This window comes from Pseudomonas grimontii (genome assembly GCF_007858185.1).
GTDB classification, from domain to species: domain Bacteria; phylum Pseudomonadota; class Gammaproteobacteria; order Pseudomonadales; family Pseudomonadaceae; genus Aquipseudomonas; species Aquipseudomonas grimontii.
The window spans coordinates 464,807-478,911 of the sequence record NZ_VFES01000001.1; the positions used below are offsets into that span (position 1 = coordinate 464,807).

Below are 14,105 nucleotides of genomic sequence, written 5' to 3' on the forward strand. Positions count from 1 at the left end.
GCAATGCAAGTAATTGGAAAAAAAGGTAGGACGTTCTGCGTGCTAAGGCGGCGGAATGACTAAATGACGTTTATTACTATGTGAGCCTCTATACATGAAAGCTAAAATGAACACCGTGCTGTTATCTATCGGGCTGTTGGTAGGGTCGATGTCTGTTGCTCAGGCTGCGGATGGAACGATCACGTTTTTGGGCTCGGTCCATTCCGGAGCCTGCTCCATCAAGCCTGACTCCGTCGATCAAACCATTCCCCTTGGCGCGATCGCCAAGCATCAACTGCAGACGGGAGGGAAGTCCGAGCCTCGGCGCGTGCTGATTGAACTCGAAGGTTGCGATCTGGCCGGCCTCACCGATAACACCGTGACCACCACTTTCACGGGTGCGCCTTCCAGCGTCGTGCCGGGTGCGCTGGGCACCGTCGGTAGCGCGGGCAATGTGGGCATCATGATGACCCATGGCAGCCAACCCGTTCAGTTGGGTGTGGCTACCACGCCGCAGGTCATTGCCGCCGGTGATAACACGCTGGAGTTCGGTGCCTATGTGCAAGGCGCTGCTACGGGCGACATCGTACCGGGCGATTTCAGCGCGGTGACCAATTTCACCTTGGCTTATCAGTAAGCTTTTTCCCCCGCCACCCAGCGTGGCGGGGGAGGCTGGTGGAGGCATAGGTGAAAACATTCATAAGTCTCGCTATTACCTCTTCATTGACGATGTTCATCAGCCCTTGGGTGGCTGCCCAGGTGCCTGCGCAAGGTGATGGGCTCGTCACGCTGGGAGGAGAGGTTGTTGACTCGGCCTGTGGGCTGGAGTTGGTCAGTGTCGATCAAACCATCGATGTGGACCCCGAGCCCATTGGCCGGTTTTTGCGACGCGCCAGGGGAGGGGACCAATCCTTCCAGTTACGCCTGGTCAATTGTACGTTGAGTCGCACCGACCCGTTGCGCCCTGGGGTAACGCTGCCCGACTGGCAGCACCTACGGGTGACATTTGACGGCCCCACCGACAGAGGTGGTCGCTCTTTTGCGGTGTTTGGTGGCTCGCAAGGTGTTGCCCTCAATATCGAGGATTCCGTTGGCCAATTGAGTATTCCCGGTCAGCCGATGACGCCGCATCCATTGTCGGAAGGCGACATGACGCTTCACTTCACGCTTCATTTTGTTGGCAACGGATTGCCCATAGTGGCCGGAGCGCACCGTGCTGCAGTGCGGTTCAAGTTGGAATATTTCTGAACTTTGATGGGTTGCTTGCATGTTGAATACGGCGAAGGTCAAAAATACGCTGCGCTCGAACTTTTTCAGTGGGTTGATATTATTGCCGGCCACTGCGATGGCTGCCGGGGAAATTGAGTTTAATACGGACGTTCTTGATCTGAGTGATCGAACTAATATTGACTTGTCTCAGTTCGCGCGCAGCGGTTTTATTCTGCCTGGCACTTACTCGATGGTGGTGCAGATCAATAACCAGGCGATTGCCGAGCAATCAGTGGCTTTCTATCCTCCCGATAATGATCCTAAAGGCAGCCAGGCGTGTTTGTCGCCGGCCCTGGTGGGCCTGTTGGGCCTCAAGGCGTCGGGCGCTGCTGAACTCAAGTGGTGGAAAGGCAGCGACTGCCTGGATATAGAAAGCTTGCCGGGCATGGAGGTCGGTGGCGACCTGGCCACCTCCACGCTGAACATCAGCGTGCCCCAGGCCTACCTTGAATACAGCGCCATCAATTGGGATCCGCCTTCCCGTTGGGATGAGGGCGTGCCGGGGCTGCTGGTCGATTACAACATGACGGTGCAGTCCAGTTATCAGAAGAATGACGGCACCCGTAACAATCTCAGTGGTAACGGCACCCTGGGAGCGAATGCCGGGGCCTGGCGCTTGAGGGCGGACTGGCAGGCGCGTGTCGAAAAAGGCCTCAACAGCGGGTACGGGGACCAACAACAACTGGAGTGGAGTCGTTACTACGCTTATCGCGCAGTGCCTGCACTGAAGGCGCGCCTGACGGTGGGAGAGGACTACCTGTATTCGGACCTTTTTGACAGCTTCCGCTATACCGGCGCCTCTCTCATTTCGGATGCAAGCCAGCTGCCCCCCAACTTGCGTGGTTACGCGCCGGAAGTGGTAGGGGTCGCCAAAACAAATGCCAGGGTTGTTATCAGCCAGAAGGGCCGCGTGCTGTATGAAACGCTGGTCGCGGCAGGCCCGTATCGTATTCAGGACCTCAATGACGCCGTGAGCGGCACCCTGGATGTGCGGGTGGAAGAGCAGGATGGTTCGGTACACACCTTCCAGATCGATACGGCAGGCATTCCCTACCTGACGCGCCCTGGCCAGGTTCGTTACAAGCTGGCGGCGGGGCGACCCTCCGATCTTCAATATGGCGCCGATGGCAATGTTTTCGGTACCGGCGAGTTCTCCTGGGGCGTCAGCAATGGCTGGTCGCTGTTCGGCGGCGCTATCACCGATAACAACTACCGTGCGTTGTCTGTCGGGGTCGGTCGTGACCTGTTGGCGCTTGGAGCCGTATCGCTGGATGCCACTCAGTCCCACGCCAGTGTGTGGAATCAGACACTCTCGGGCAAATCCTACCGCCTTCAATATTCCAAGCACTTCGAGCAGTACGACAGCCAGGTGACGTTTGCCGGTTACCGGTTTTCCGAGAAAAACTACTTGAGCATGAGTGAGTACCTGGACGCTCGCCATTACGGGTTGAACGGCGAGCGCGGCGAAATCGATAACGTTGAGTTCATCGAGGGCTGGAAACCGATTGGCGACAGCAAGGCACTGTATACGGTGACGCTCAATAAGCAGTTTCGTGACCTTGGGACAACCGTCTACGCCAGTTACAACAGACAGACGTATTGGGGGCGCCCGGACACGCAGCGCTGGAACCTGTCGATGTCGCGCTACTTCAATGTGGGCTCCGTCAGGAACATGAGCCTGTCCCTGAACATGTACCGCAGTCAGGAGTACGCCTACAAGGATAACGGGATGGCACTGACGGTCAGCCTGCCATTGGGGCGCAGCGGCACACTGTCGATGGATGGGAGCAGGACCTCGGGCAAAGAGAGCTTTTCCACGCGTTACAGTGACCGCATCGATGAACGCAACAGCTATCAGCTCAGTGCCAGCGACAGCTCTGCCAGTGGTTATCTGAGTCACATTGGCGACCAGGCTGATATCGATCTCAGTGCCAGCACACAACAAGGCAATGGCAGAACCCTCAGTGCGTCTATTCGCGGTGGCGGCACGCTCACGCCCTACGGTGCGGCCCTGCACCGAACCAATACCGTTGGCGGGACCCGCCTGATGCTCGACACCGGTGGGGTACCCGACGTGCCTGTGCGGGGTTACGGCGTGTCGACCCGCACCAATGCCTTCGGCAAAGCGGTGATCTCCGATATCAGCAGCTACCAGCGTACGGCCGCCAGTGTTGACCTGGAGAGCTTGCCGAGCAACGTCGAGGCCACTCAGTCGGTGACGCAACTGACACTCACCGACGGGGCCATTGGTTATCGATCGCTGGAAGTGATTGCCGGTGAAAAGGCCATGGCAGTCCTGCGCCTGCCGGATGGCAGTTCACCGCCTTTCGGCGCGACGGTGAAAAACATAAAACAGCAGGACACCGGAATTGTGAACGACGGCGGCGCCGTTTACCTGAGCGGCATCCAGGCCGGCGAGCAGATGATCGTCAGTTGGGGCGGCATCGACCAATGCCTGCTCACGCTGCCTGTGGTTTTGCCAGCCGACAGCTTGACCGATGCCCTGCAACTGTACTGCCAGAGTGTCGCCACTGATCAACCCTCACCCGAGCCAGCAGCGCTGACCGGGAAGCGCACCGATACGGAGAACACCGCCTCATGATGCTCAATACGCGCCCTACACTCCTGGTCTTCGCACTGCTGGCTCTGGGCCTCAACCCGAACGCTGACGCTGCGGTTGGCCTGGACCGGACCCGTGTGGTTTTTGATGGGGGCAAGGATGCCACCAGCGTGAACATTACCAATAACAACACCCAGTTGCCGTACCTCGCCCAGGGGTGGATCGAGGACGAGCAGGGTAACAAAATCACCTCGCCCTTGATCGTGCTGCCGCCGGTTCAACGCTTGGAGCCCGGTAAACAAAGCCAGGTGAAAGTCCAGGCGTTGCCGGCGGTCAAATCGTTGCCCCAGGATCGCGAGACCGTCTACTACTTCAACCTGCGGGAAATTCCGCCGCGCAGCGACAAATCCAACACCCTGCAAATTGCGCTGCAGACCCGTATCAAATTGTTTTACCGCCCGCAAGCCATCATGCCCAGCCAGCAGGACTTGGCCAATCCCTGGCAGGAAAAGCTCACCCTCACCCGGCAAGGTGACCGTTACCAGGTGAGTAACCCCACGCCTTACTACGTGTCCCTGGTGGACGCGCGCAGCAGCAAAGACGGCAAAACCGTGGCGGGCTTTGAACCGGTGATGATCCCGCCCAAGGGCACGCTGGCTTTGGGGCCAACGGCCAAGGCACTTGGCGAGGCCCCCTATCTGGCCTATGTGAACGATTACGGTGGACGCCCGCTCCTGGCGTTCACCTGCAGTGGCGAGACTTGCACGGTGAACGCGCAAGTCTCATCGCCTAATGAGTAGCGTCTGCTGCGGGAGAAGGCCATGAAGTCGCACAACGTGAAGGTCCTGGGCTGCGTGTTATTGGCCTTGGCGGCGCGCGTGGGCGCCGAGGATGACGACGGTATCGATGGCCAGCGTGGCCGGTTGAACGTTAACGGGTCCATGCATGAATCGCCTTGCAGCCTGGAGATGACATCGCGCCATCAAACGATTGACCTGGGCGCCGTGTCGGCCAGCCAGTTGCAACGACCTGGCGATCAGGCGCCATCGAGGCCCTTTCAGCTGCGCTTCCAGGACTGCCAGCGCACCGCAGGCAGTATCCGCAGTGAGCGTACCGGGAACCTGGCATGGAGCTCCCATCAACCGGTGCTGTCGGTCACGTTTGTCGCGCCTGCCGACGCCGATGATCCACGGCTGGTCAAAGTGCAAGGCATCACCGGGATGGGGCTGCGTTTGACCGATGCCCTGGGGCGGGATGTACAGCTGGGCTCCCGGGGTGAGCCGTTGTTTTTGAACGAGGGCAGCGGTCTCCAGACCTGGCATGTGCAACCCACGCGCACCTCCGCTCCGTTGACCAGTGGGGCATTTCGGGCCGTGGTGGATTTCAGGCTCAGTTATGAGTGAGGGCAATCTAATGACGAAGGCAGTCGGCTCGCGGGCCATTCTTATAGGGGGAGGCCTGCTGTGGGCCGTCAGCCAGGGTGTGCAGGCCGACACCAGCCTGATCATCCGCGCGGTCATCATTGCGCCTCCTCCATGCGTCATTAACGGCGGGAGTACGCTCAATGTGCCCTTTGGCAATGACCTTCTGACGTCACGGGTGGACGGCGTCAACTATCGCCGCAATGTGCCCTATACCGTCACCTGTGACGCCCCGTTCAGCAACGCGATGAAACTTGAACTCAGGGGCACAGGGGCTTCGTTTGATGGTCGCGTACTCTCGACCCGCAACCCGGATCTAGGGGTAAAACTGTTCGTTAACGGCACTGACTGGCCCCTGAATGCGGCCGTGAATTTTACGCACCCCAACTTTCCCGTCGTGCAGGCGGTGCCTGTCAAACGCGCGGGCAGCCGACTGGCGGGGGGCGCGTTTGATGCCGCCGCCACCCTTGTGGTCGATTACCAGTGATGAGGAACGATCAATGATCTGTTGGCAGCAGCGAGCCTTGCTCGCCTTGTGTTCCATCGGCCTCAGCAGCGGCGCCTCGGCCAACTTGACGTTCAGCGGGACGCTCAACGAACCGCCGCCCTGCACCATCGATGCGGGGAACAAAATTGAAGTCGATTTCGGGGATGTCGGTGTAAAGCGCGTCGATGGCGTGAGATACCGTCGCGGGGTCGGCTACACCATCAGCTGTGGTACCGACACGCTGCCGTGGGTGCTGAAGTTGAGTGTCAACGGCACACCGACGACGTTCGACGGCGCGGCATTGCAGACCAGCGCGCCAGACCTGGGTATTCGGATATTTCAGAATAACCTGCCGTTTCGACTCAATACGCCACTGGACATAACCGTGTCGTCACCACCGGTATTGGAAGTCGTGCCGGTCAAACAACCGGGTGCAACGCTGGCCCCCGCAAGGTTTACAGCGGTGGCCACGCTGTTGGCCGAATACCAGTAGGAGTTGAATCCATGGGACATGAGAGTGTTCATCGAGGGTGGCTGTGTGCCTTGCTGGCGTGGGTGACAGCCTTCAGCCTGATCCCCGAAGCGCATGCGGCGGACAACCTGAATTTCAAGGGCAACCTGGTTGAAGAGGCCTGCACTATCCGGCCTGGCGACGAGGCAATCACCCTGGAGCTCTGGGACCTGACCAGCAAGCACCTCTACATCAATACGCGTTCGGTGGGCAAAGGTTTCAAGCTGCATCTGGAGGACTGTGACACCACCATCGGCAACACGGTGACCATCACATTCAGTGGTGTGGAAAACCGGGCGCTACCCGGATTGTTCGCGCTGGATGGTGGCAGTGGTGCCTCGGGTATCGGGCTGGGGCTGGAGACGCTGAGCAATAAGCCATTGCCCCTGAATAAGGTCAGCGACGAACAGGTGCTGAGCAATGGCAGCAATGTGATTGAGCTCAAAGCCTATGTGCAGGGTGAGCCGAATGCCATCAGGGACCAGACCATTGGCCATGGCGCATACACCGTGACCTCTACTTTTACGCTGGACTATCCGTAATCCAAACGCTCAAGAACCGGGTGCATCGGCATTGGCATTGGCTTTCAGGTCAACCCGGTTTACACGGGCTGATTGTTTGCTGGATGGCGCCTGGGTAGAGAAGCAACGAGAGATCAAAAATGAAACGACTATATGACAGAGCCCTTGGGCTTCTGCTGTTGATTGGCGTCAGCACGACCGTGCAGGCCGTAGACTGTCGGGTCAATGGCGGTGAGTGGGCGCGCGTCACTCATCTGACCGTGCCCGTAGCTGTACGACTCGATACCGATCGCACGAGGATTCTGATGGAAGGTGCTCGGCTCGAATGTCGGTTTACGGCTGGCGCAGGCCCCGTCTGGGGAGCGGATTATTGGGAAACTGGCAATGCCTCTGGGACACCTTGGACACCCGGCCCCAGGTTCGCCGGTGAACAGAGTGGTTTACGCATCAATGGCGCGTTCCTCAATACCCCGGTTCCGGCGGGTATACGGGTGGCCACCATGCCCAACAACGGGGTCGGTTATCCCATCAATATCACCCCCTATATCCAGGTACGCCACAGCCCCTCCAATCCGATCAATATTCGAGCGGGAGACACCCTCGGCCTGTTGCGTCTCACCAGCTCGAACAATTACGACGCCACTCGGCCGCAACTCACCGTCACTTATACGGCCGCCAACAACTTCACCATTTCCCCGTCAACCTGCACGATCAACAATAACAACCCGATCGAGATCAACTTCGGCAATGTTCACCAGAGAGCAATCGGTACCGATCCGCTGACCACGTCCGTGCGCAGCAACCGCCGGCTCACTTATTCATGCCCGGACGGCGGGATCACCACGCCGATCACCATCACTTACAAAGGCAGCCCCTCGTCGTTCGACACGCGCCTGCTGCTGATGACCAACCCGGACGTGGGGACGGCCCTTGTCCGGGGTGCCAGTGCGGTTCAAGTCGGGGGGGCATTCCTGACCCAAATTACCAACAGTGTGGGGGGCGACGATGTGACGTTTTCCCTCGTAAGGCGCGCCGGGTCCTTGCCTGCCGCCGGGGCTGTAAGCGGCAGCGGTGTGCTCGTAATGGGGGTGCCATGACGCACCCGCACCGTGACGCTTACTCTTCTTCGCTGCCGTCCGCACGCCAGTAGCCCACGGCCTTGAGGAATTCCTCATTGACCTTGTGCGTGTCCAGCAGTACCCGGCGTACCTGGCGCGACAGCTTGGTTTCGGTCGCGACGAAGCTGTACAGCGTGCCGCCTGGCAGCGTCAGGTTCTGCACCGTTTGCAACAGATCGTCCTGACCGCGCACCACCCAGATCACGTCCACATCGGCAGCACTGCGTAGCGTTTGCTGCTCCGCTGCAGTTTCGATCTCGATCACCGCCAGGACCTTGCGCCCTGCCGGCAGTTCTTCCAGGCGGCGGCCAATGGCGGGCAGGGCGGTTTCGTCGCCGATCAGCAGGTAGCTGTCGAAGATGTCCGGCACGATCATCGAGCCGCGTGGGCCGCCGATGTACAGGTGCTGTCCGACCTTGGCCTGGTCGGCCCAGGTGGAGGCAGGGCCATCGCCGTGCAGCACGAAGTCGATGTCCAGTTCGCCGCTGGCCAGGTCATAGCGGCGCGGGGTGTAGTCGCGCATCGCCGGTTGCGGGCCGTCGCCCTTGATGCTGAAGGTCGGGCTTTCCAGCGCCGCTTGTTCGGCGGCGTTCTGCGGGAACAGCAGCTTGATGTGATCGTCGCTGCCCAGGCTGATAAAGCCGGCCAGTTCCGGCCCGCCCAGGGTGATGCGGCGCATGCGCGCGGTGATGTCGACCACGCGCAGGACGTCCAGGCGGCGGCGTTTGATTTCGTGGGTGACGCGATGGATGGCTTGAGTATTCATTGAGCTTTCCCGTCAGCAATGGCTTGGGCAGTGCCGTTGAGCAGCGCTGCGACACGTGTGATTTCTTCCGGGCTCCAGCGCCCGTGGTGCGAATGTAAGGCGTGGCGCAGGTTGTGCACCGCCTCATGGATTTCCGGCGGGCGGTCGTGGCCGCGCAGCGAACGTTTGCTCACATCCATGCGCATGCGAATACCTTCGAGGGCAACCGCCTGTTCGCTTAGGAAGAGACGACCGGCGTCGGTGATTGTGTAGCGTTTTTTACCGCCTTCGGCGTCGCCGGTAATCAATTCGCTTTCTTCGAGGAACGTCAGCGTGGGGTAGATCACCCCGGGGCTGGGGCTGTAGGCCCCGTCGAAGAGGGCTTCGATCTTACGGATCAGGTCATAGCCGTGGCAGGCCTGTTCGGCGATCAGCGCCGGCAGCAGCAATTTCAAATCGCCGGGGGCGAATACCCGGGGGCCACGACCGCCGCGTTCGCGGCCGGGGCGTTTTTCGAAGCCGTCACCGGGGTCACGGTGGGAATGATGGTCTCTCATTTTGGTGCTCTCTGTGTTTGGTTTAGACATAACGTAAGATATATCTTATTGCGCGAACAGAGGCACGCGACCAACGGTCATTCGCTGCCAACGGGCCCTTTTCCGTCCGTTGGAAATCCATTCTTTGTGGTGAAGTTTCATTACGGGCATTAGAGTTAATACTCGAACTTTTATTGGGTGCGCTGTTGCTTGGTTTAATGACAGTTGTGGTACTGTTCCTACAGTTTATTCATAACTTAAGCCTGTTGTTAGTTCATGTAGTCTATGTCTTACGGATGTAATTTAAGTTTTGGCAAAATGCCATGATTTTCACTCGATCCCTGTATCCAATGGCTACGAAGGTACGGGAACCAGCCTGCATACCTGTTTTTTAAGTTGGTGGATCATTTGTTTCGCGTTGCACTCACTTGAGTTCATTGCAACGGATCTCATTGCGCGTTGATGTTTTGGTCAACCTTCAGTGAGGCACTTACTTGTCCGAAAAAAACAGGAAATCACCATGTTCAAGAAGTTCGCAATTGCTGCTCCCCTGGCCCTCCTGGCACTGAACTCGTCGATGGCATTCGCTGCCGGCGAAGCCAACCACACCGTCAACATCAAGGCGACTATCCCGACCACAGTGTTCCATGCGCAGCCACGCGACCCGAACTTCGGTCGTGATGAAACCATGGCCTACAACCTGGTCAGCGGCGAGCTGTCACCGCTGAGCGCGATCTACGACCTGAAGAACACCAATGGCTCGATTCACGCCTACATCGAAGGCGGCCCGGCCGTGCTGTTCAACGGTAACGCCGCGCAAAACATCGCACTGACCACCACCCTGCACGGTGTTGAGCTCAATGGCACGGCAAAAGAAGTGGTGAACGAGGCGGACTCCACCCCAGGCGTGGGTGCAGAACTGCGCATCGTGGCGGCCAAGCCGACGGCGACCCAGCGCGGTGCCTATACCTCCGCTGTGGCGCTGGTGTTCGATGCGGTGTTGCCAACACCTGCACCTTAAGGGTGTCAGTGCCCGTTGGGCCGGCTGGCCCGCGGGCGTTCGGGCCGGCTGATTTTCCCCCATTGGCCGGCCTGCTTTTTCACCTTGTCTCCAGGCCCTCAGAGTATGCCTTTCATGTTCCCGATGACGCCCATCGCGGTTGCGCTTGCGCTATTGATTTGTACGAGTGCCTTGGCTGCACCCACGCCAGGCACTCTTACGCCTGCCAGTCTGCTGACCCAGGCCCAGGATTTGCCTGCCGGGTTCAGCGACCACTTCTTCGATGTGCCCTTGGCGGTACAGGTTGAGTTGGATCAGCAACGACTGGGTGAAGCGCTGATTGTGTTGTCCCAGGACGAGCGTGTGACGCTGCTGGAGTTCACCGACTTCGGTGACAGCAAAGTCCCCGCCGCCATCCGCGATACCTGGCAGACGGTGCTGGAGAGCGGCGTAGCCCTCGGCGCCTGCACCCAGTCGTGCCCGCAGCAACTGGTGTCCGTGCACTACAACCTGGAAAACTCGCTGCTGTCGATCATCACCCAGAACGTCGAACACGCCAGCGATGCGCCGCGCTTTTACCGGCAGCCCGAAGGTGGCAGCCGTGGCTTGATCATCAACAACCAGCTCAACCTCAACGGCGGCCAGGACGAAGACCTGGGCGGGCGTTATGGTTTGCAGGCCAGTGCCAGCCTGGGCAATTGGACCCAGGTGTTCAATCTGCAACTGGCACGCCAGAGCGGTGATGAAGAGCAACTGCGCCACGCGATCCATGAGCTGTATACCCAGCGTGAACTGGAAGGCCAGTTTTTGCGCCTGGGGCATTTCACCCCCAACTCCGATGGCCTGACGCGCCAGTTGCGCAGTTTTGGCGCCAGCCCCGATACGGCGTTGGGTGTCATGTATGGCAGTTCGGACAGCCTGGCTATCAACAATTCCAAAGCCAGTGTCTACCCGATCTACGTGACCGCCAACCGCCAGGCCGCCGTGGAGATTTACCGCAATGGCCTGCTGATCAACACCCAGGCGGTGGGCGCAGGGTTGCAGACGCTGGACACGCGTCCTTTGCCCGGCGGTATCTATGAAGTGGAAGTGCGTTTGGTGGAGGACGGCCTGACCGTCAGCACCACCCAGGAACTGGTCTACAAGCCCAGCAACTGGCGCAATGTCGATGACCGCTGGCGCTACAACGTGTTCGCCGGGCGTGAAACCAAGTTGTTCAGCAACTGGGATGAACAGGCCTCCGGCGCGATCACGGCCGGCGCGTCCGTCAATTACCTGGTGCACCCCCGAGTGATCCTCGGCCTGTCGGCACGTGAAGTGCGCGAGCAACTGCAATACGGCGGTTCGGTGGACTGGACGGTTGCCAACAACACCAGTCTCTACACGAATGTCTACCAGACCCGCGAACACGGCACCGGCATGGACCTGCAGGGGCTGTACACCTTTGGCGCCACTAACCTGGTGCTCAGTCATAACCGCAGTTGGCTCGACACCCGTGACACCTACGAAACCCTGCCCGACGGCACGCGCCTGCGGCGCAACACCTTTGTCGGCCAGACCAGCAACTCGGCGCTGTCGGTGAACCACCGGGTCGATTCGCGCAATTCCTGGAACCTGCGCCTGTCCCACAGCGAAGGTAACGCCGAAGGTGCCGGGCTCGACCTGGGCTGGAGCCGCCGCGATACCTTGTGGGGCAGCGATGCCAACTGGCGCTTCTCAGTGTTCGACCGGCCGGGCACTTCCGGCACCAACGACCAGCGCAACCGTGGCGTGGACCTTTCCGTAAACCTGGCCCTGGGCGGCGATGGTCGGCAGGTATCCGGCAGCATCGGCACCCGAACCGCGCGCGATGGCGGCCGTGATAACAATGCCTCGGTTACCTACCGCCAGGACCTCACCGACCATCTGCTGCAAAGCGTCTCGGCCACGGCAATCACCGACACCTACGGCGTCGGCCTGTCAGGCATGGCCAGCTTTGACAGCGATGTGGTCAGCGGCGACGGCTTTATCCAGCGCAGCTCATTCAATGGCGATCTCAGCGGTGGCCTGAACCTGCACAGCACCTTCGTCGCCGGTGGCGACCAGATGCTGATGACCAGCCAGAACCAGACCAATGGCGCCGGCATGATCGTTGATGTCGAGACCGACCTGGATGAGATCACCTTGCGCGCCGATGACTTCAGTGGTGGCGGCGCCATTCTGCGGCCAGGGCGCAACTTCGTGCCGGTGGCGGCCTACAAGAGCAGCACGGTGAACTTCGACTTCGAAGGCAATCACCCGCCGGCCGCCAACATCCAGCCGGGGCGGACCACCTACCACCTGAACAGGGGCGGCGTGGACTACCGCAAAATCACGGTGTTGAAGACCGTGTCGGTGCTGGGTCGCCTGCTTGATGCCCAGGGCCAGCCGCTCAAGGGTCATCACGTGATCAACCACGCCAGCCGTGGGATCAGCGAAGTCGACGGGTTCTTCTCCATGGAAATGAGCGCCAGCTCACCGACCCTGGAAGTGCGCTACCGCAACCAGCTGTTGTGCCAGTTCCGCCTGGATCCGGCCACCACCGCCAATGAAAACGACGTGTTGATGATCGGTGACCTGCGTTGCACGCCGGACACCCTGGCCGAAAACACCTCCAGCACTCACACCGCAGGTTGAGTGCTATGACGAGAACTCTGACGATGAAACCCCTCAACACCTTGATCCTGTCCATGGGCGCTGCGTTGTGGCTCGGCTCATCCGCGTTGCAGGCGGCCGAGCAGATCACCGCGCGGTTTCGGCCAGACCCTGCCAACCCGATGAAGAACGACTTCGAAAACACCACGCCGATCAGCTCGATCTGTGCGGCGCATATTCCGACCCAGTGCCGGGCGTTGGGCATTTTCAGCCTGCGCGATAACGACTTCACTGCACAGTCCAACCAGCCCATCGAAGCCAATCATGAAGATGACCGCAAGGGCTTTATGGTCAAGGTGCCGTCGGACTGGCGAGACCTGCAAGTGACCCATACCGCCACCGGGGAAACCGAGACGGTACAACTGCGTATCGCAGGTGTCGGTTCATTGTGGACCGTGTCCCATCCACCCGGCGTATCGGGCTGGGCGCAGCCGGGTATTGGTTGGTCATCTCAATGGCGGAATGCACCAAGCCCCTGTCAACGCACTGGTCACCTTGCTGCCAGTGATCGTTGGGCTTCCTATTTCTGGCTGACACCCGAAGGGGCGGGGTCTTGTGGTCGAAAACCCTCGGTAGGCTTTAGTGCTATGAGGTACAACTCCATGGAGTACGCCTACGAACTCCGAACACCCAACCCCCTGACCATGTCCGGTGGTCAATACCACGGCAGCATCACCTACACCATGGGGCCCGGCGGCGATTACGACTTTGGCGACGTGATGGTCCTGAATAAGAACGCCCTCACTTTCGACTTCATCCTCAGCGTGGAACACGACCTCAAGGTCGACATCCCCCCAGGCGGCAACCGCATCGAGCTGCTCCCCGACGGCGGCTGGCAAGCCTGGCTCAACCGCGGCCGTGCGCCCACGCGGCTGTACCGCGACCAGACCTTCCGCATCGCCGCCAGTTCGCGGTTCAAGATGCAACTGGAGTGTTCGATCGTCATGGGCAACACCTGCGGCCTGCGCAACGCCAACGGCGACGAGGTGCCGCTGCAGATCGCCGTGACGCTGCCCAGCGGTATCGATGGGCGTGGCAACGAGGCCGTGCTAAAGCGCCCTTTGCGTTTGGATGGTGATGGGACCGAGCTGTTCCAGCCATTGTTCTACGTCAACAATCGACCCGGCACCCTGCACTTTGAAGTCCTGCGTGACGACATGGCAGAGATGCTCAAGCAGCCGGGCAGCACCTATACGGGCGTGGCGACCGTGATCTGGGACTCAGAGATTTAGTCCGGCTCTGCACCATTGGCGGGCCCGGCCCGCCGCATTCAATCAATGAGGCG

At 59.8% G+C, this 14,105-nt stretch carries 14 protein-coding genes; 12 read left to right on the forward strand and 2 right to left on the reverse strand.

Annotated features, from left to right (window positions below; all coding sequences use genetic code 11):
- Window positions 1–106: 106 nt before the first annotated feature.
- The 9 genes from FIV39_RS02250 to FIV39_RS02290 all read left to right on the forward strand — a co-directional run bounded on the left by FIV39_RS02250 (window position 107) and on the right by FIV39_RS02290 (window position 7,845).
- A complete protein-coding gene (locus FIV39_RS02250; protein ID WP_090408928.1) occupies window positions 107–616 on the forward strand; it encodes a fimbrial protein in 510 nt (169 codons plus the stop codon).
- A 50-nt stretch (window positions 617–666) separates the two neighbouring features.
- Window positions 667–1,227 (forward strand): fimbrial protein, encoded by a 561-nt coding sequence (locus FIV39_RS02255; protein ID WP_090408925.1) that lies wholly within the window; start codon window positions 667–669, stop codon window positions 1,225–1,227.
- Window positions 1,228–1,246: 19 nt separating this feature from the next.
- Entirely contained in the window at window positions 1,247–3,850 is a 2,604-nt protein-coding gene (locus FIV39_RS02260; protein WP_159440145.1) for an outer membrane usher protein, read from the forward strand.
- Window positions 3,847–4,608, forward strand: a complete 762-nt coding sequence (locus FIV39_RS02265; RefSeq protein WP_090408922.1) for a fimbria/pilus periplasmic chaperone — start codon at window positions 3,847–3,849, stop codon at window positions 4,606–4,608. The genes FIV39_RS02260 and FIV39_RS02265 overlap by 4 nt, the downstream gene beginning before the upstream one ends.
- Window positions 4,609–4,629: 21 nt before the next feature.
- Complete coding sequence (locus FIV39_RS02270; protein ID WP_090408920.1) at window positions 4,630–5,211, forward strand: fimbrial protein; 582 nt, start codon at window positions 4,630–4,632, stop codon at window positions 5,209–5,211.
- Between the two features lie 10 nt (window positions 5,212–5,221).
- Window positions 5,222–5,716: a fimbrial protein gene (locus FIV39_RS02275; protein ID WP_090410133.1), complete on the forward strand. Its 495-nt coding sequence runs from the start codon at window positions 5,222–5,224 to the stop codon at window positions 5,714–5,716.
- A gap of 13 nt (window positions 5,717–5,729) precedes the next feature.
- On the forward strand, window positions 5,730–6,209 hold the full coding sequence (locus tag FIV39_RS02280) for a fimbrial protein (RefSeq protein ID WP_090408918.1): 480 nt from the start codon (window positions 5,730–5,732) through the stop codon (window positions 6,207–6,209).
- An 11-nt stretch (window positions 6,210–6,220) separates the two neighbouring features.
- Window positions 6,221–6,769, forward strand: coding sequence for a fimbrial protein (locus FIV39_RS02285; protein ID WP_090408905.1), 549 nt, complete (start codon window positions 6,221–6,223; stop codon window positions 6,767–6,769).
- Between the two features lie 119 nt (window positions 6,770–6,888).
- On the forward strand, window positions 6,889–7,845 hold the full coding sequence (locus tag FIV39_RS02290; protein ID WP_090408902.1) for a fimbrial protein: 957 nt from the start codon (window positions 6,889–6,891) through the stop codon (window positions 7,843–7,845).
- A 19-nt stretch (window positions 7,846–7,864) separates the two neighbouring features.
- Here the strand turns inward: FIV39_RS02290 and FIV39_RS02295 are convergent, their stop codons facing one another.
- Both FIV39_RS02295 and FIV39_RS02300 read right to left on the reverse strand, forming a co-directional pair.
- Entirely contained in the window at window positions 7,865–8,632 is a 768-nt protein-coding gene (locus FIV39_RS02295; protein WP_090408901.1) for a siderophore-interacting protein, read from the reverse strand.
- On the reverse strand, window positions 8,629–9,168 hold the full coding sequence (locus FIV39_RS02300; protein ID WP_090408900.1) for a PadR family transcriptional regulator: 540 nt from the start codon (window positions 9,166–9,168) through the stop codon (window positions 8,629–8,631). Before FIV39_RS02300 ends, FIV39_RS02295 begins: the two co-directional genes overlap by 4 nt.
- A gap of 499 nt (window positions 9,169–9,667) precedes the next feature.
- On the opposite strand from FIV39_RS02300, the gene FIV39_RS02305 reads away from it, so the two are divergent.
- The 3 genes from FIV39_RS02305 (at window position 9,668) to FIV39_RS02315 (ending at window position 14,052) form a co-directional block, all read left to right on the forward strand.
- On the forward strand, window positions 9,668–10,168 hold the full coding sequence (locus tag FIV39_RS02305; RefSeq protein WP_090408897.1) for a CS1 type fimbrial major subunit: 501 nt from the start codon (window positions 9,668–9,670) through the stop codon (window positions 10,166–10,168).
- A 114-nt stretch (window positions 10,169–10,282) separates the two neighbouring features.
- The gene (locus tag FIV39_RS02310; protein ID WP_090410131.1) at window positions 10,283–12,802 is read left to right on the forward strand and encodes a TcfC E-set like domain-containing protein; all 2,520 of its coding nucleotides are present in this window, start codon (window positions 10,283–10,285) and stop codon (window positions 12,800–12,802) included.
- Window positions 12,803–12,825: 23 nt separating this feature from the next.
- Window positions 12,826–14,052 carry a hypothetical protein gene (locus FIV39_RS02315; RefSeq protein WP_090408894.1) on the forward strand — a complete coding sequence of 409 codons (1,227 nt, stop codon included), beginning with the start codon at window positions 12,826–12,828 and terminating at the stop codon, window positions 14,050–14,052.
- The last annotated feature ends 53 nt before the right edge of the window (window positions 14,053–14,105 follow it).

Bases quoted from the DNA above. Each gene is read 5' to 3' on its own strand.
- FIV39_RS02285 (WP_090408905.1), top strand. From the start codon at position 6,221: ATGGGACATGAGAGTGTTCATCGAGGGTGGCTGTGTGCCTTGCTGGCG.
- FIV39_RS02275 (WP_090410133.1), top strand. From the start codon at position 5,222: ATGACGAAGGCAGTCGGCTCGCGGGCCATTCTTATAGGGGGAGGCCTG.
- FIV39_RS02290 (WP_090408902.1), top strand. From the start codon at position 6,889: ATGAAACGACTATATGACAGAGCCCTTGGGCTTCTGCTGTTGATTGGC.
- FIV39_RS02310 (WP_090410131.1), top strand. From the start codon at position 10,283: ATGTTCCCGATGACGCCCATCGCGGTTGCGCTTGCGCTATTGATTTGT.
- FIV39_RS02315 (WP_090408894.1), top strand. From the start codon at position 12,826: ATGAAACCCCTCAACACCTTGATCCTGTCCATGGGCGCTGCGTTGTGG.
- FIV39_RS02305 (WP_090408897.1), top strand. From the start codon at position 9,668: ATGTTCAAGAAGTTCGCAATTGCTGCTCCCCTGGCCCTCCTGGCACTG.
- FIV39_RS02250 (WP_090408928.1), top strand. From the start codon at position 107: ATGAACACCGTGCTGTTATCTATCGGGCTGTTGGTAGGGTCGATGTCT.
- FIV39_RS02295 (WP_090408901.1), bottom strand. From the start codon at position 8,632: ATGAATACTCAAGCCATCCATCGCGTCACCCACGAAATCAAACGCCGC.
- FIV39_RS02265 (WP_090408922.1), top strand. From the start codon at position 3,847: ATGATGCTCAATACGCGCCCTACACTCCTGGTCTTCGCACTGCTGGCT.
- FIV39_RS02280 (WP_090408918.1), top strand. From the start codon at position 5,730: ATGATCTGTTGGCAGCAGCGAGCCTTGCTCGCCTTGTGTTCCATCGGC.
- FIV39_RS02270 (WP_090408920.1), top strand. From the start codon at position 4,630: ATGAAGTCGCACAACGTGAAGGTCCTGGGCTGCGTGTTATTGGCCTTG.
- FIV39_RS02300 (WP_090408900.1), bottom strand. From the start codon at position 9,168: ATGAGAGACCATCATTCCCACCGTGACCCCGGTGACGGCTTCGAAAAA.
- FIV39_RS02260 (WP_159440145.1), top strand. From the start codon at position 1,247: ATGTTGAATACGGCGAAGGTCAAAAATACGCTGCGCTCGAACTTTTTC.